General features: G+C 61.8%; 16 protein-coding genes, 1 tRNA gene and 1 pseudogene. 6 read left to right on the forward strand and 12 right to left on the reverse strand.

From position 1 onward, the window contains the following. Positions 1-139: 139 nt before the first annotated feature. From CRO22_RS14580 to cysQ, 5 genes are all read right to left on the reverse strand, one after another. Positions 140-1162 (reverse strand): glycosyltransferase family 2 protein, encoded by a 1023-nt coding sequence (locus CRO22_RS14580; RefSeq protein ID WP_097070899.1) that lies wholly within the window; start codon positions 1160-1162, stop codon positions 140-142. A 17-nt stretch (positions 1163-1179) separates the two neighbouring features. Next, positions 1180-2166 (reverse strand): UDP-glucose 4-epimerase GalE, encoded by a 987-nt coding sequence (gene galE / locus CRO22_RS14585; protein WP_097070900.1) that lies wholly within the window; start codon positions 2164-2166, stop codon positions 1180-1182. Positions 2167-2169: 3 nt separating this feature from the next. Continuing rightward, positions 2170-3063 carry a UTP--glucose-1-phosphate uridylyltransferase GalU gene (galU, locus tag CRO22_RS14590; RefSeq protein WP_097070901.1) on the reverse strand — a complete coding sequence of 298 codons (894 nt, stop codon included), beginning with the start codon at positions 3061-3063 and terminating at the stop codon, positions 2170-2172. Positions 3064-3198: 135 nt separating this feature from the next. Beyond that, on the reverse strand, positions 3199-3999 hold the full coding sequence (locus CRO22_RS14595) for a 3-deoxy-manno-octulosonate cytidylyltransferase (RefSeq protein WP_097070902.1): 801 nt from the start codon (positions 3997-3999) through the stop codon (positions 3199-3201). Next, positions 3999-4796, reverse strand: a complete 798-nt coding sequence (cysQ, locus tag CRO22_RS14600) for a 3'(2'),5'-bisphosphate nucleotidase CysQ (RefSeq protein ID WP_097070903.1) — start codon at positions 4794-4796, stop codon at positions 3999-4001. The genes CRO22_RS14595 and cysQ overlap by 1 nt, the downstream gene beginning before the upstream one ends. 123 nt (positions 4797-4919) lie before the next feature. On the opposite strand from cysQ, the gene CRO22_RS14605 reads away from it, so the two are divergent. After that, the gene (locus CRO22_RS14605) at positions 4920-5741 is read left to right on the forward strand and encodes an ABC transporter permease (RefSeq protein WP_097070904.1); all 822 of its coding nucleotides are present in this window, start codon (positions 4920-4922) and stop codon (positions 5739-5741) included. A gap of 41 nt (positions 5742-5782) precedes the next feature. Here the strand turns inward: CRO22_RS14605 and CRO22_RS14610 are convergent, their stop codons facing one another. After that, complete coding sequence (locus tag CRO22_RS14610) at positions 5783-6832, reverse strand: LacI family DNA-binding transcriptional regulator (RefSeq protein WP_097070905.1); 1050 nt, start codon at positions 6830-6832, stop codon at positions 5783-5785. 276 nt (positions 6833-7108) lie between these two features. Here CRO22_RS14610 and CRO22_RS14615 point away from each other — a divergent pair. Next, a tRNA-Arg gene (locus tag CRO22_RS14615) sits at positions 7109-7185 on the forward strand. Between the two features lie 155 nt (positions 7186-7340). After that, the gene (locus tag CRO22_RS14620; RefSeq protein WP_245860989.1) at positions 7341-8216 is read left to right on the forward strand and encodes a hypothetical protein; all 876 of its coding nucleotides are present in this window, start codon (positions 7341-7343) and stop codon (positions 8214-8216) included. Between the two features lie 32 nt (positions 8217-8248). On the opposite strand, the gene CRO22_RS14625 is transcribed toward CRO22_RS14620, so the two are convergent. From CRO22_RS14625 to CRO22_RS14655, 5 genes and pseudogenes are all read right to left on the reverse strand, one after another. Beyond that, positions 8249-8389, reverse strand: a complete 141-nt coding sequence (locus CRO22_RS14625) for a hypothetical protein (protein WP_176518658.1) — start codon at positions 8387-8389, stop codon at positions 8249-8251. Next, complete coding sequence (locus tag CRO22_RS14630; RefSeq protein WP_217991908.1) at positions 8386-9414, reverse strand: Fic family protein; 1029 nt, start codon at positions 9412-9414, stop codon at positions 8386-8388. Before CRO22_RS14630 ends, CRO22_RS14625 begins: the two co-directional genes overlap by 4 nt. Before the next feature lie 1163 nt (positions 9415-10577). Beyond that, positions 10578-10652, reverse strand: a pseudogene (locus CRO22_RS19495) (hypothetical protein); the annotation flags it as partial. 342 nt (positions 10653-10994) lie between these two features. Further along, entirely contained in the window at positions 10995-11555 is a 561-nt protein-coding gene (locus CRO22_RS18680; RefSeq protein WP_141399454.1) for a hypothetical protein, read from the reverse strand. Continuing rightward, positions 11552-11986, reverse strand: a complete 435-nt coding sequence (locus CRO22_RS14655) for a helix-turn-helix domain-containing protein (RefSeq protein ID WP_097070910.1) — start codon at positions 11984-11986, stop codon at positions 11552-11554. Before CRO22_RS14655 ends, CRO22_RS18680 begins: the two co-directional genes overlap by 4 nt. Before the next feature lie 177 nt (positions 11987-12163). Here CRO22_RS14655 and CRO22_RS14660 point away from each other — a divergent pair, with 177 nt between their 5' ends. From CRO22_RS14660 to CRO22_RS14670, 3 genes are all read left to right on the forward strand, one after another. Then, entirely contained in the window at positions 12164-12733 is a 570-nt protein-coding gene (locus CRO22_RS14660) for a hypothetical protein (RefSeq protein WP_097070911.1), read from the forward strand. Between the two features lie 569 nt (positions 12734-13302). Beyond that, positions 13303-14208 (forward strand): hypothetical protein, encoded by a 906-nt coding sequence (locus tag CRO22_RS14665; RefSeq protein ID WP_141399455.1) that lies wholly within the window; start codon positions 13303-13305, stop codon positions 14206-14208. Next, positions 14205-15158, forward strand: coding sequence for a hypothetical protein (locus CRO22_RS14670; RefSeq protein ID WP_097070913.1), 954 nt, complete (start codon positions 14205-14207; stop codon positions 15156-15158). The genes CRO22_RS14665 and CRO22_RS14670 overlap by 4 nt, the downstream gene beginning before the upstream one ends. Before the next feature lie 122 nt (positions 15159-15280). On the opposite strand, the gene CRO22_RS14675 is transcribed toward CRO22_RS14670, so the two are convergent. Next, complete coding sequence (locus CRO22_RS14675) at positions 15281-16429, reverse strand: DegT/DnrJ/EryC1/StrS family aminotransferase (RefSeq protein ID WP_245860990.1); 1149 nt, start codon at positions 16427-16429, stop codon at positions 15281-15283. Positions 16430-16447: the final 18 nt, after the last annotated feature.

Genomic DNA, 16447 nt, shown 5'->3' on the forward strand with positions numbered 1-16447 from the left:
GTTAAGCCCCGGGGGCAAGACCCGCGCCAAGGCCCGGGCATTCCTTGGTTTCACTGATCGCCGATCGGCGGATTTTCGCCAGAATAGGCTTAACGCGCAGGCAGGTAAATCTTTGGATGCAAAGCTGTCCCAAAGGATATCAGAGCCAGCCGCCCCGCGACATGAGCCCGAGCGCCTCAAGCGCGCGCCAGCCGGAAAGCCGGCGCGAATGCGGGGTCCAGAAATCGGGCGAGGCGATCAGGCCATCGTAATAGCCGTCGAAGATTTCGGGGCGCCCGAAATGCTCGCGGCGGCGTTTTTCTTCTGCCGCCTTGCCGACCACCTGCGGCAGGAACTTCGTATGCAGAAGCAGGCCGGAGGGCGCCTCGCCCCCCCGCTGATCATAGCATTCGTTGAGCCGCTCGGGCAGCATGGAATGGGTCGAGTTGAGATAGACCCAGCGCCGGTTCCAGCGCACCAGGGGGAGCTTCGTCAGCGTCGGCGCATGGCGCGGCCGGTCGGCAAAGAACATCCGCGCCCGCGGCCCGCCTTGAATCCAGAGCGCGCGGGTCTTCTCCTGCCGGAGGATCGTGTAATTGCCCGCGTCGAACCAGCACAGGAGCGCCGTCGGATCCTCGCCGGGCGTGTAATGCTGTGCCTCGATCGGCCCCCTTGGGTAAAGTTCCAGCATCATTGCCGGATAGACCCGCTGGCCGATCCGGTCCAGCCAGCCGGTGAGCGCCGCCAGCGGGCGGGTGTCGTGATAGGGATAGATCAGCAGCTCATCCGCGTCGACGGTGAGGCACCAGTGGTTGTGGCCGTAACGGAACATCAGCCAGGTCAGCCAGTCGAGCCCGAAGCGGTGCAGCCGGTAGCTTGCACCGGTGCGCCAGAGCGAGACATCGGGCGCAAGCTCCAGCATCTCGCGGCTGCCATCGTTGCTTTCGTTGTCGACGATCAGGAAGTGATCGACGCCAAGCGCCCGGTAATGCTTCAGAAAATGGTCAAGCCGCGCGTCTTCGTTGCGGATCGTGGCAAACAGAAGGATGCTCTCGGGGCCGATCTGCGCGGTGCGGTCCACGACCACGGTGAGACGGCGCCGCCGCCGGATCGCCCGCAAGAGCAAATACCGGCGCCGGAGGCGTCCGCGATAGGCCCGCCAGAGCTTCGACCAAAGCGCCATCCTGCCCCCCTTGGGGGTTATTTGTCATAATGTCCGCTCTGATGCCAGCGCCAGGCATCGGCGATCATCGTGGCGAGATCGGCGCGCGAAGGGGTCCAGCCGAGCGTGGCGAGCGCTTTCGTCGAGCCGGAGACGAGCTTGGCCGCATCGCCCGGGCGGCGGTCCCCCTCGAGGATCGGCACTTCGCGGTTGGTCACGGCGCGGGACTGGGCAATCACCTCGCGCACCGAGAAGCCTTGACCGGAGCCGAGGCAGAACACCTCTGATCCCTTGCCCGCTTCGAGCCATTTCAGCCCGAGTACATGCGCATCGACGAGGTCGCTCACATGCACATAATCGCGCACGCAGGTTCCGTCGGGGGTCGGGTAATCCGAGCCAAAAACGGTGAGCGCGGGGCGACGACCATCAATCGCGTCGAGCATGAGCGGGATAAGATGCGTCTCGGGGCGATGAAACTCGCCTACCTCGGCCTCCGGGTCGGCGCCCGCCACATTGAAATACCGAAAGATCACCGAGCTCAGGCCGTGGCTCGCGCCAAAATCGCGCAGCATGTCCTCGATCGCGCGTTTCGAGCCGCCATAGGCGTTGATCGGCATTTGCCGCGTGGTCTCGTCGAGCACCACGCCATCCTGATCGCCATAAGTGGCGCAGGTGGAAGAGAAAACGAAGTTGAGGCATCCTGCGGCGCAGGCTGCCTCGATCAGGGTGAGCGAGGAAAGCACATTGGCACGCCAATATTTGCCAGGATCCTTCATCGACTCGCCGACAAGGCTCAGCGCGGCAAAATGCATCACCGCCACCGGCTGCCATTTCGCGAACACCTCGTCGAGCCGGGCGCGGTCGGACAGTTCCCCCTCTTCAAGCGGGCCGAATTTCACCGCGTCACGCCAGCCGGTGACGAAACTGTCGTAGGTCACCGGCAGATAGCCTGCCTTTGCGAGCGCCTTGCAGGCATGGGAGCCGATATACCCGGCTCCCCCCGTCACCAGAACAGGTTTGGTCATGACTTACTGGGCGGCTGTGCGCATCGCCATCACATCGCCGAGGAAATCGGCGAATTCGTCGCGCAGGTCCGGGCGGGCGAGGCCGAAAGCGACGGTGGCCTGCAAAAAGCCCGCTTTCGAGCCACAATCGTAACGCTGGCCACGGAAGCGGAAGCCGTAGACCGGGTTGCCCGCCTCGATCTCCTCGGCGATCGCATCCGTGAGCTGGATCTCGCCGCCTGCACCCTCTTTTTTCTTGTTGAGGTTCTGCATCACCTTCGGCGTCAGGATGTAGCGCCCGATCACCGCGAGGTTGGAGGGGGCCTCTTCAGCCTTCGGCTTCTCGACCATGCCTTTCACCCGCACCAGCGCGCCCATGTCTTCGGAAATGTCGAGCACGCCGTAGGAGGAGGTCTTGTCATGCGGCACTTCCATCGCCGCGACCACGTTGCCGCCGGTTTCCTCGTGGGCTTCCATCATCTGTTGCAGGCAGGGCTTTTCGGCGGCGATCACGTCATCTGTGAGGATCACCGCAAAGGATTCGTCACCCACCAGCTTGCGCGCGCACCAGACAGCATGGCCAAGCCCCATCGGCCGGTTCTGCCGCACATAGGCGATGGCGCCCGAATCCATGTTGGTGGCCTTGAGCGCCTCAAGCAGCTCGGTCTTGCCTTTCTTGCGCAGCGATGTTTCGAGCTCGGGCGCATCGTCGAAATAATCCTCAAGCGCGGACTTTCCGCGCGAGGTGACGAAGATGAACTCCTTGATGCCGGCAGCGCGTGCCTCGTCGATCGCATATTGGATCAACGGACGGTCGACCAGCGTCAGGATCTCTTTCGGGATCGACTTGGTCGCCGGCAGAAAACGGGTTCCGAGGCCTGCAACAGGGAAGACGGCCTTCGTGACCTGACGTTTCATGACTCACCTTCACGGTTTGAGAATGCGTTTTTCGAACTTCGCGGCCATACTGTCCTTATTCGAGGCGCACCTCAAGCATGCACTCTCGAATGGGCGGGAATTGGCCCGTCTCCGGGGACAGTGTCGGGAAATTCCTCAGTTCAGCCCCATTTCGGCCATCATCGCCTCGATTCTGGCAACGTCGGAGGGGTTGTTGAGTTCCCAGAACTGGCGTCCCCGCGCCGCGACCTCGACGCAAAGCACCGCCCGGCCGTTTTCGAGAAAGCGCAGCTGTTCGAGCCCTTCTAGGGTTTCGAGCGGGCCGACAGGCCAATCCGGGTAGGCGGCCAGCGTTTCGGGGCGATAGGCATAGACGCCGACATGATGAAACACCGGGGTGGGCTCCGTGGCACCATAGCCGCGCCCGGTGAAGGGGATCACTTCCTTGGAGAAATAAAGCCCGCGGTTCCCGGCACCGAAGACCGCGGTGGTGCCGCCAACGCGGTCGTGGCGACGGTCTTCGATCAGGCTCTCGAGCATGGCGCCTTCACAGCGCAGCACGGGAGTGGCCAGCTCTGCCCAAGGATTGGCGGCGAGCCCCGCCACCAGCTCTTCGATGAACCAGGCGGGGGTGAGCGGCGCGTCGCCTTGCAGATTCACAACGATATCATAGCCGCCGCCAAGGCTGGCAAGCGCCTCGGCCACCCGTTCGGTGCCATTGGCGCATTGATCCGAGGTCATCACCACCTCGGCGCCGAACCGATGCGCCTCGGCTTCGATGCGCGCATCATCGGTGGCCACCACCACCCGCGCCACGCCCGAGACGGTCATCGCCGCCTCCCAACTGCGCCGGATCAGCGTTTTGGCTTCACCATCCGCACCGCGGAGCTGCACGAGTGGCTTCCCCGGGTAGCGTGTCGACGCATAGCGCGCCGGGATAACGATCAGAACAGACATCATTTCACCAGAAGAACGCCGGGCGCGAAGGCAATGAAGAACGGGTTGGCAAAACCTTCCTTGCCATAGGTGAAGGGGCTGTGATCCTCGAACCGCACCATCTCGCCGCCCGCGCCGCGCAACACGGCATCGCCCGCGGCCGTGTCCCATTCCATGGTGCGGCCGAGGCGGGGATAGAGGTCTGCCTCGCCGGTGGCGACAAGGCAGAACTTCAGCGAGGATCCCGCCGAGGTCATGTCCTTCACCGCATAGCGCGCGATGTAATCGTCGGTTGCTTGATCGCGATGCGATTTCGAGGCCACGACCATCAGCGCGCGGTTGTCGGGCATCGATACCATGATCGGGGTCTGTGTGCCGGGGGTTTCCTTGTCGAAGACCGGCCCCTGTTCCTCGATCGAGCGGCCATCGGCGAGCGTGTAAAAAAGCCGCCCCTTGGCGGGCGCATACACCACGCCACGCAGTGGCACGCCGTTCTCGACATAGGCGATATTGACGGTAAAATCGCCGCGCCGCTGCACGAATTCCTTCGTGCCATCGAGCGGGTCGACGATCAGGAAGGTGGAGGCGGTCTGCGCATGTGAGGCGGCCTGTTCCTCGGTCACCAGCGGCAGAGCCGGAAAGGCCTCTGCGAGCCCTTCGGAAATGAGCGCATCCGCCGCCTCGTCGGCCTCGGTCACCGGAGAGGCGTCCGACTTCGTCTTCACCTCGAAATCGGGCGCGTTGTAGATCTCCATGATCCGGTCTCCGGCCTCAAGGGCCAGGCGGCGCATGACGGTCACGAGGCGGTCAAAATCCATTCTACTCTCCATTCGGCCTCAGTTCGGCCAGATTGCCATGCGATTTCGCTGTCTTTATGAAGGGCCGTCAAGGGAACGGCAAGTTTTCCGGTTCACAAAGGCCGGAGCCGGAGTGACGGAACCATGTTCAGAGCTGAGCGCAAGAAGACCACCCTGGGATCGGGCTTCAGCATTGTGGAGCTGATCTATCACGCCACAGTGCGCTCGATCCGCAAGACCCAGCGTCATGCCGTGCTCGGGCTGATCCAGAACATCATGCAAACGCTGATGCTGGTGATCAGCTTCTACGTGATGTTCAACATTCTCGGCATGCGCGGCAATGCGGTGCGCGGCGATTTCCTGCTCTATATCATGTCGGGGATCTTCCTCTACATGACCCATACCAAGGCCATGGGGGCGGTGTTCGGGGCCGAGGGGTCGAGCTCGGCGATGATGAAACACGCGCCGATGACCACCGCCGTTTCGATTTCGGCCGCGGCGCTGGGGGCGCTCTACATCCAGTTGTTGTCGATGTTCGTGGTGCTTTACCTCTATCATTCGATCATAAATCCGATCGAGATCTATGACTGGGTCGGCGCGATGGCGATGGTGCTTCTGTCATGGTTCACAGGGGTCGCGCTCGGTATGGTGTTTCTGGCAATCAAGCCGTGGAATCCGTCGCTCGTGGGCATCGTGCAGCAGATCTATGCACGGGTGAACATGATCGCCTCCGGCAAGATGTTTCTCGCCAACACGCTGCCGCACAAGATGCTGGTGCTGTTCAACTGGAACCCGCTCTTTCACACCATCGATCAGGCGCGCGGCTACACGTTCATCAATTACAATCCGCATTTCTCGAACTGGCAATATCCGCTGACCGTGGGCATCGCGGCGCTGGCGATCGGGCTGATGGGCGAGTTCTATACCCGCCAGCATGTCTCGCTGAGCTGGAGCGCGAAGGGCTGAGCCAGGGGCGCTGCGGCCTGCGATGAGAGCCTGCGCAGGACTCAGGGCCTGCGGATCGTGTCGCCCAATTCGATCACCGGCTGCAATTCGATCACCTGCTCCTCCACGCCGCCGGCAGCTTCGTCCGCCGTCGCTCCGGCGCGCCGGGCGACCACCTGTGCCGCTTTGCGGCCGATCTCGCGACGGCAGGCATCCATCGTGGCAAGCTTGCGTGGCAGGCCATCGAGCAATTCAACCCCGTTGAAGCCGGCAAGGCCAAGCTGGCCGGGCACGTCGAACCCTTTCTCAAGGCAGTAAAGGAGCCCGCCCGCGCCGATCATGTCGTTCGAGTAATAGAGAAAATCGAGGTCGGGGCTGCGCGCGAGCATCGCCTCGGTCATCTCGCGCCCTTTCGAGAGCGCCGAGCCGCCCGAGTAGAACTCGGTATCGACAAGCGCAATTCCTGCCGCTGCGAGCCCCTCGTTGAAGCCCTCGAGCCGCTTTCGGGCGCGATGGTCTTCCGGCATCTTGGTGCCGAGAAAGCCGATCCGGCGATAGCCCGCCGCGATGATCGCCTCCGCCATATGGCGCCCGGCGCGGCGATGAGAGATGCCGACCACCGCATCCACGCCCGCGCCGTCGACATCCATGATCTCGACCACCGGCACGCCCGCATTTTCAAGCATCGCGCGGGCATTTCCCGAATGTTCGAGCCCGGCGATGATCACCCCGGAGGGGCGCCACGAGAGCATCTCGTAAAGCACCCGCTCTTCCTTCTCGGCGGAATAATCGGTCACGCCGACCACCGGTTGCAGACCGGTGTTCTCGAGTTCGGCCGAGATCCCCGAGAGCACCTCGGGAAAGACGAGGTTAGAGAAGGAGGGGATGATCACACCAACGAGGTTGACCCGTTGCGAGGCGAGGGCGCCAGCGATCTTGTTGGGCACATAGCCGAGCCGTCGCGCCGCCTCGAGCACGCGCTCGCGCGTGGTTTCCGAGACGTCGCCGCGGTTGCGCAGCACCCGGCTCACCGTCATTTCCGAAACGCCCGAGGCCTCGGAGACATCGCGCAGGGTCAGCGGGCGGCGGGTGTCGTGGGGCGAACGGGCCACGGAGTATCCTTTCAAGGGCAATCTCTTCTGATAGCGCCAATCATTTCGGTTGCGCAAGCGAAAGACCCCGGCTACGTTAGCGATAACAAGATGGGGCCGTTCAAGGACCGGCGCGACGCATCACCCGAGGCGGCACGCGGCAACGCGCGCGACGCGGGGCAGGAAGGGGGAGCCGTGGGCCAGACGCTCCCCCTTTTCCCTGTCCGGAAGTTGCATTGCGGCGGGCTTGCCTTTTCAGGCCGATGGTCGCAATAAGGCTCTATCCGGTGACACTGTGGCCCCGTGGCTCAACTGGATAGAGCAGCCCCCTCCTAAGGGGCAGGTTACAGGTTCAAGTCCTGTCGGGGTCACCAAAAACACCTGAAAAATATGGCGTTTTCTCAGTCGGTTGCAAAGCCCGATGCAGAAACATGCACCGCAACGCAGCCGGAAACGGGAGGTCGCGCCCGGATTTCTGTACAAAACCTGTACAAGTTGAAGCCGGTTTGCCCCGCCACGAGGTGCCGCGATGAGCTGGCGCGTGGCGAATGAATGTGCGGAACGCCGCTTCGGATCTGCGGCCCGAAAGCAGATCATCATGTTCCTTGCCGACAGGGCGAGCGACGATGGCTCGGGCATCTGGTGTTCAAAGGGCACAATCCAGCGGCATACCGAATTGGGCGAGAGCACGGTCAAGCGCACGATCGGGGAATTCCTGAAAGAGGGCATTCTGGTGGAGACGGGGCGGCGCCCCTGCAAGAACGGATTCACGGTGATCTACAGGATCGTTTTGGCTCGGGTGATGGCGCTCGACCGGGCGGCGGAGCCCGATGACGGGACGGGGGTCACTGTGGACCCCGTCCAGCCTGAACCCGGTATGGGGTCCAGTGAGGACGGGGTAGGGGGGCCACGGTGGACCCCAAACCCCTCTCAAACCATCCAGAAACCACCACCGCGCGAGCGCGCGAAGGCGGTGGTGGATGAGAGGTTTGAAAATATCTGGGCGGCCTATCCGAAAGACCGCCGACGTGGAAAGGATGCGTGTCTGGCCCGGATCGCCGATTTGGTCAGCGAAGGCGCGGCACCCGAAGACCTGCTGAAAGCTGTTCAGGCCTACGCCACCGAAAGCGCGGGTTTCACGCGCTCCAAGGTCTGTTTCTCGGACAATTGGTTCAGATCGAACAGGTGGCAGATCTACCTCGAGTCCCTCGAGGCTGTCCGATTGCGTGGCGCTGCTGATCGACTCGCAGCGCGCGTCCATGACGGCGTTGCACAGCTTGCTGCACGAGGCCGGGCGTTGCGACAGGCTGGAGACGGCCTTGAGCGAGAGCTTGGCGAAAGCGAAAGCCGCCGAAGAACGGCTGATGCGGCGTTGAGGGGAAGAGATTGGGGGCGGGAATTGTAGGCTCAGGTTCGATACCTTGCGCGGGGGGGCCGTCAGATGCTGATCTGCAGATATTGCTCGCCGCGCTGCTCGTCGACGCGCTCTTGCAGTGTCCGCATGCCCAGCCCGTTCGACTTGGTCGAGGAGGCGTTGGCGGCATGGGCGACGGAGACCGAAGGCATCTGCTTGGTCATCTGCTTTGCCGGAATAGCTCGATGTAATCCTGAAACACGAACAGCCGATTTCGGCGCTGGCCGGTGATTTCGGTCAGCACGCCAAACGACACCAGATCCGCAATCAAGGTTGCGGAGGTATTTGTGGCGATGCCGATGGTCTGGGCAACCCACTTCACATCCACCACCGGGCGCGCGTAGAGGTGGCGCATCAACGCTTGTGCGTTGTCCTGCTTGCGCGAACTCAGCCGCGGCAGAACAGTGCTTTCGATGCGCTGCTTGAGGTCCAGCACCGATCGGAAAACCGCCGCCGAGGCCCGCGCGGTCTCTTCTACCCCATGCAGAAAGAACACCAGCCATTCACGCATGTGATCGCCCTGGCGCACGGCCATCATGGCATCGACATAGGCCGTCTTGTTGCGTTCGAAATAGTCCGACAGGTAGAGCGCCGGCTGCCGCATCAGCCCTTCCGAGGCGAGGTAGAGCGAAATCATCAGCCGCCCCAACCGCCCGTTGCCATCAAGGAAAGGGTGGATCGTTTCGAACTGGTAATGCGCGATGGCAATGCGAATGAGCGGGTGCACGAAAATATCCTGCGCATGCAGGAATCGCTCCAGATCACTCATCAGCCCAGGCACATGCTCATGGTGCGGCGGTACGAAGACCGCGTTCCTCAGGCTTGGCCCGATCCAGTTCTGACTGGTCCGAAATTCGCCCGGTTGCTTGTGCTCGCCGCGCACCCCATCCAGCAAGATCGCGTGGGTCTGGCGCAGCAGCCGCGATGACAGGGGCAAGGTTTTCAGACTCTCGATTGCCGTGTTGATCGCGCGGATGTAGTTCTGCACCTCGCTCCAGTCGTCGCGCTCTTCGGGGGTCAGGTCAGCGGCGTCCTTGAAAGCGTCTTCGATATTGGTCTGCGTGCCCTCGATCCGGCTTGATTGCGTCGCTTCCTTGGCCACATACATGCGGATGAAAAAGTCGATGTCGGGCACCAGCTGGCCAAAGGCGTTGAGTTCACCCAAGGCGCGATCGGCGCGGCCGAGCAAGTCGCTCAACTCGGGGTCAGCGATCACCCATTCGTGGCAGATCGGCTCGGGGCGGAAGGCGCGGTATTCATACCGGTCTTCGTAGGCGCCAGCCCGAAAGTCTTGCAGGTCCATATGTCAACAACTGCCCATTTTTTGAATTATCAAAATCGTTATGTCAGGTTCCACACGAATCGCAAGATGTAATGTCAAGTTGCCGTCCGTTCTTGACAAGTGACTCGACCTTATGTCAGGTTTCAGCCTGCGTGCGGCGCCATGGCCCGGGATCGCGCCTTTCAGGCTCGGCTGTCTCAACCGACTCGCCCTACGGATAGGCGAGTTCGGCCCTTTACGGACTCTCGCCGGTACCAATTGGTGCCGCGATGCGGCCCTTCAGACCGGCCATTCGCTGCAAGCGCAAATTCTGGGACTTCAGAGGTCAACAGAGCGGACAAAACGGGCTTTCGCCGCATTTACGCAACAAGGCCGAGCTGATGGCCCAACTCATTTTAAATCCTGCGGGTCTTCTTCATGTTGATCACCCATCCCTCCCGTCGCAGCAGGACGCGAACACGACCGTAGCCATAGCGCACACTCAAACCAAGCTTTGAGCAGAAGCGAAGCATTTCTCGCGAATGAGCCGCTTCGAAAAACCGGGCGCGGGCGGGGCATCTTTTTGGTGTCAAAAATCTCGTTTGACATCGATAGCCTTCTCAGCGAGTTGCTCTGCAACCTCAGCGAACGTAACCAAGACAACATTGTGCTTTTCCGTAATTTCCGAATACTGCAAAGGTGTCGGTTCGCTAAACAGCAAGACGCGTTCTATCTGTTTGATCTCCATGTTGACGAAGGCAGCAACGCTATCGTGTTGATGAAGTCAGAAATCGCTTGAAAGAGTTCCTCTTCGTCTGCCAACTGCGCCTCACTCACAATTTGTGAAAACCATGCCGCAACCCTAACGATACTTAACTCATAGCGAACCGGCCAGACCCCATACATTATAACCTGCCCCCCGGAAGTTCCCTCAGTCTGATGTAGAGTCTGCCCAACCTGAAGGAGCAGACGAGATGAGGAAAAGCCGTTTCACCGAGGCACAGATTATAGGGATGATCAAAGAACAGGAGGCGGGTTTGCCGAAGCCAGCGTTCCAGGGCCGCGACCAGCGGGGCCGAGCGGGCCTTGCGGGCTTCCAGATGGGCGGCGGGGTCGAGGCCGGAGATCTCGCGCTTGATATCGAAGAGGGCATCGATGCGCTTCACCGCCTCGAAGGCGATCGACGAGATTTCCCGTGCATCCTTGCCTGATCCGCCAGACCGGTTTGGCCATGGCGTTCAAGCTGATGGACTTGATGACGTTAAGCGACAGCGATGGTTCCACAAATGGCTGAGAAATCGCATTGCCAAAGCGTAGGGACGCATGACCGCATAATCAAGCCGCCGCTTCCCGCCTGTCAGGTAGTTTCATCCTTATTCGCCGCTACGGCCCGCGTGAGTGTCCGCTTTAACAGTGTTGCTGTGGTTGCGGTGCGGCAGTCTCACCGGCCGCTCACCGCCCGTTGCGCCGACGCTCTCCAACTCCATATGCCGTTCCAAAGCTCTCACTCAACGCTCATTCAAGAACTGCTCGAACGTGGCGTTTGCGATGGTTTTGGTGACAACATCGCTTCTCGCGACGACTTTCGCTTCGACGAGGCCCCCCAGGCCGAAAAGCGCCAAGCCTGGGAACATCCATAGCAAAACATCGAAGGACGAGGCTGCGCCCGAGAAACCCACATACAGAAGCGGCAAAGCCACGAAGGGCAGGCCGGCCAGCATCGCGAGCCGGAATGGCCTCAAGCGCCGATCCGCTGCGGCCGAAAGACGCTCTTGGGTTTGAAGCAGATCCTGCTCCCAAGCGAGGTGTTCATCCTGGAGCTGTCCGACAAGATAGTGCCCGCATCGGCAGTCCTCTCGTGTGAGGTATTCGACTTGGCCGCAGTCCGCGCAGCGAATGGCATTGATGCTGTCGGCCTTCGGGCGGAGGCCCCGACGCTGGCGCGAAGGGTTCGGGTTTCCCTCGGCGCCGCAGGTGTGCGCCAGCAGACGCTCTGCGTCCTGACCAGGCCGTAATTTGCGCGGGCGCAGTTTTCTGACTTCCTCGGGGATTTCTTGATCCAGCTTCAACTCACCAACCTCAGTACACTGTCAATTCTCGTGCGGTCCGGCTCCCTGCCTTCGACGGCAGAGGCATCGGTGTTCAGGAACTCATCGAACAAGAATTCGATGGCGTCCCACTTCTTTTCGGGCGTCAAGGTCAAACCGCGCTCGATGCTCCGACGCTCGACGGCTATGCCGATCTTGCGATAAGCGACCGCGATCGCTTCGTGTCTACGGCTCTTGCCGGCGTCGGTGTCGCCCTCGAGCATCCAGAGCGGATCGACATCGAAGGCCGCGTAGATCGCGAGCAACAATTGCGCCGTCAGGTCTCGCTGCCCGCGTTCGTAGTTCTGATAGGCGCTGCGGCTGATGCCAAGTTTCTGCGACATCTCTTCTTGCGAGAGACGGGCCATGTTTCTTACGGCCGCGAGGCGATGTCCAAGGCCGGATACGGTCATGCGTAACTTTCGTTTGTATTCGTATTGACCTCATTCGTAGTCATTTGTATCAAATGAAGGTACGAAAGATGGCCAGATGCTTGATTAATGCAGCTTCAGCGTAGTTTTGTTTCATTCTGAATGCAAAAAGATTTCCTGCGCCTCTGTTCGTAAGCGTACGACTTGAGGAGGCGAAGCATGGGAAAGTTGCTGGAGACACCGAAGGAGTTGGCCGAACGGGTCGGCATCCCCGTGTCGAACGTGCGCTACCTGATCCGCGAAGACATGCTCGATCACATCTTCACGGCTCCGGGCAAACGCAACCCGAAGATCCCAGTGGGGCTTGGGAGAAATATGTCTCCCTGTTCACCGTCACCGCCCGAGAAAAGACCCTCGGTGGCGGTTCAAAAGGGTGAGGGTCTGATGGGTGCGGATCAGGTGGAGCAATCCGAGATCCTCGACAAGGGCAGGACGCCCGCGCAATGGGTAGAGGTAATGGCGGGGATGGGGATCGTGATTTCCGAGCGGACGCTGAGAGGGAGGGCGAACGACACCGGCGCTTTCTTCAGGGTCGGACGCACCATGCTGATCACGCCCGCTCAGATCGACACCATTTTCGAGGAAGGACAGGCATGCCGCTCGAAATCTACAAGCGTGGTTCCGTCTACTGGGTCAAAGGCTGGGTCGATTACAATGGCCGACCGATCGCCGGTCCATACCGCCAAAGCACGCGAGCGACTACTGAAGCTGGCGCGCGGGACTGGATAAACGACGAAACAGAGCTTCAGGTCCGCAAATATCTGATCGGGGAAGAGCACAGTCTGCGCTTTGCCGACGCGGTCGATTTCTATCACCCGTCTGCCAAGACGGCGAAACAGCTTCTGCCGATCCGAGCCGTCTGCAATGCGGCCATCGGCGTGTCGTTGATCGGCACTGTGGCGCGCCTTTCTTGGGGCCGATGTCATTTGTAGCGAGCTTGATCATGCGGCGCTGCATGTCCACCCGGTCCATGTCAGCTCCAGAATCGCGCCGATCCGCCCGGCAGTAATGAGCGCGAGCAAGATCGCGAGCTTGACATGCGGGTCTTGCGCGCCGTCGAGCAGCCGACGCGCTTCGTCTCGCGTCAGGTACCTATCGCGCGGGGGCGGTGACTTCGGCAGTTCGATCTGCGGGATGCCTTAGATCATTGGCCGCTTGCGGGCCCAGAGAAGCGCCGCGCACAGGCCGTTGAGTTCTGTGCAGATCGTGCCCTCCATGCGCCCAGCATCGAGCCATGGGAACGCCATCGGTCCGAGTGACCATGGCGAGGGCCGATCAGGCGCAGGATGGAGGTTTCGTTGGGGAATACCTACGAGGCTGCGGCGCGCCGAAGCCGCAGGCCGCTCTCATTCGAAGCGCAAAATCGGGTCTGCCCGCGGTTCGCGCAAGAATGCGAAGAAGCGCTGTCGCGCTCTGAAAAAAGATGTAAGACACGAGAAATGCAGGACAAGAGTCGTTGCGCGCACGGCAAGGAGCAAGAATTGACGCTTTCGCAGGCTGCCCTCTCCGGAGTTTCGAGCCATGGGATCCTGATCTTCGGCATGCACCGAAGCGGCACCAGCGCGCTGGCGGGCAGCTTCCAGGAGGCGGGGCTTTATCTCGGGCGCACCCTGGACACTCCGTTTGAGCACAATCCCAAGGGGCTTCAGGAGCCGCCAGCGGTGATTTTCATGCATGAAAACCTGCTGCAGGAGAATGGCGGCGCATGGCATGCGCCGCCCCCCAGCATCGTCTGGGGGCAACTTCACAAGGCGGTGCGCGACCTTTTCATCGAATCCCGTGCGCCCCATGCGCTCTGGGGGCTGAAGGAACCGCGCATGTTGCTTGTCGCCGAAGGATGGATCGAGGCGCTGCCCTCTTGGTCGGGCGTCGGCATTTTCCGCGACCCGGTGCAGGTGGCACAATCCATTTTCCTGCGGAACGGGTTTGATCATGACAAGTGCTTCGCCATCTGGAAGGCCTACAACAGTGCCCTGATCGCGCTGCACCGGAAATACGGGGTTCCCATCGTGGAATTCTCAAGCGACAGCGCCGAGATGGAGGGGCGGATCCGGAAACTTCTGGTGCATGCGGGGTTGCCTGCGGACCAGGCCATGACGTTCTTCGATCCGGCGATTCCGCGTCACCGGGAGGAGGCGGCCGAACTGGCTTTGCCGCAGGATGTTGCCCGTCTGCTGGCCGAGTTGCGGGATGTCGCCTGGTGACGGAACTGTTCTTGTCGACGCGCCTTTTTCCCAAGGGAAAAGGCGCGGATGCCTACAAAATCACCGGCATCGCAGCGCTCTGCGACTGGGTCGTCCTGAGCGACAATCGCGAACCCCGCATATGCATTGTCAGAAAAGACCAGTGCGAGAGTCCGAGGCACCTCTTTTTGTCGATGCGCGACCCCTTCGGCGCGCTCTCCTATTTCGCAACGGAAGTGCTGCCCCGACTGACGCGGCCCTTCGTTCTGGTCAGCGGGTCGGAAGACGTGACCTTGCCCCGGCAAACCGACAAGCGGTGGCGCGATTATAACGCTGCGGAACAGGCCCAGATCGCGACCATCCTTGACCATCCGCTTCTGTTGCACTGGTTCGCCGAAAACCTGGTGGATGACTCCCGGTCTGCGATGAGCCCGTTGCCCCTGGGCCTCGTGAATACCGACAGCCTCGACAGGCCCCTCGCCTTTCCATCCGTTCCGCCACTTGCCGAGCGTCCGCTCCGCGTGCTTTGCGCACATCGTATGCGTCAGGGGCCGCAATGGGACGCGCGGCGCAGGGTCATGCAATGGGCGACCGGGCCCTGGGCCGAATTCGTCACCGTCCTGCACGAGGAGGTGCCGGAGCCGGAATTCCTGCGTCAGGTGGAAGCGCATGCCTTCGTGCTCTGCGTCGAGGGGGGGGGCGTCGATCCGGCGCCAAAATCCTGGCAGAGCATGATCCATGGCGCAATTCCGATCCTGCGGCGGCAGGAGGGTATCGCAGGCGCCTATTCGGAATTGCCGGTCGTCTTCGTTGACGATTGGAATGCAGGCACGCTCACCCTCGAGAAGCTGTATTTCTGGTGGCGGGAGGCGATCGCGGGGCCACATTGGCAGGGCGGGGAGGGCGGAAGCGCCAACAGGCTTTCCCTGTCCTTCTGGTGGCAAAAGATCGAATCCGTTCTGCCTGGCTGAGCCTTCGGGTTTTGCGCTCGCGCCGCCTCTGGCGCGCCTACTGGCTCGACGGGGACCACAGCGGTGCGATGACCTCCCGCGAAGGGCATGGCCGCCAGCTGGGGGCGAGCCCCCCTGAATGCTCAACTGCGAGAGGCTTGCATCTGTGCTGCAAGCGGGGGGGACAGGCAGGCGACGATCCGGCCGATATCCGCTTTGGCGAGGTCGGTGAAGCAGGGAAGGCCGATGATGCGTGCCGCCACATCGGCGCTGACCGGAAGCGGATCATGTGAGAGCCGGGCATAGGCTGGATGCGCGGACAGACCCCCACCATACCAGTTGCGAAAGTCGATCCCCGCCGCGACCAGCCGCGCCTTCATCGCGGCGGCGTGCCCGGCATTCGCCGCCTCGACCAGCGCGTAGCATCCCGAGATTTGAGGCGCGGTCCAGAGCGTCACCTCTGTTTCTCTTCCGGCGTCGGCATAAGCGACGGCAACCTTCGTCCATTGCGCGCTTTTGCGCGCGAAGCCATCGAGTTCGGCCAGGGCGACGGCGGCGGCGTATTCGCTCATCTTGCCATTCAAGCCGGCCGTCTGTGCCTCGCGCGACCCCAAAAAGCCGTTGTTGAGCACTTTGTAGGCCTCTCGCAGCAATCCGGTATCGCGCGACAGCACCAGCCCTCCTTCGCCACAACCGAAGCTTTTGGTGGCGTGCAGGCTTACGGCGAGCGGGATCGAGCGTGGCAGCACCGTGCCGGGATGCATCAGCCGGTCGAGGCAGGCTGCCGCGTCGATCACCACCGGGATTCCGGTTTTGTCATGGAATTCCTGCCATCCCTGCAGGTCGATCATCCGTCCGTAAGGCGCGACGGGCAGCACGAGGCCGACCTCTGAAAGCCGCGGATGATGGCGCAGCGCGGCCGGCTCGACCGCCCAGGTGTCCGGGGCGATATCGAGGAGATGGCAGTCATAGCCGCAAGATTGCGCCGCCCCCGCCGTCGCGACGAACGTGTAGGCGGGCAGCAGGCACAGACGGCCCCGGTGACCCGACAGGTTGCGCTCCGCGCGGATTGCGGCGACCAGGGCCATCGTGCCGGAATTGCAGGAGAGGACGGCGTGCTTCCCAAGGCCGAGTCGCTCTGCGATCCGCGCTTCGAACAGGTCCACCAGCGGGCCGTGATTGGAGTAAATTCGTGTCTCGTCGATCCGGCGCAGATATGGCACAAGGGTCTCGGCCCGTGGCAGACTTGGCCTGGCAACGGGAATACGCCCCGAGGGATCGCGCGGGGGCATGCCATCAGCTTCTGGGGT

The organism is Rhodobacter maris, from assembly GCF_900217815.1.
Taxonomy (GTDB): Bacteria; Pseudomonadota; Alphaproteobacteria; order Rhodobacterales; family Rhodobacteraceae; genus Rhodobacter; species Rhodobacter maris.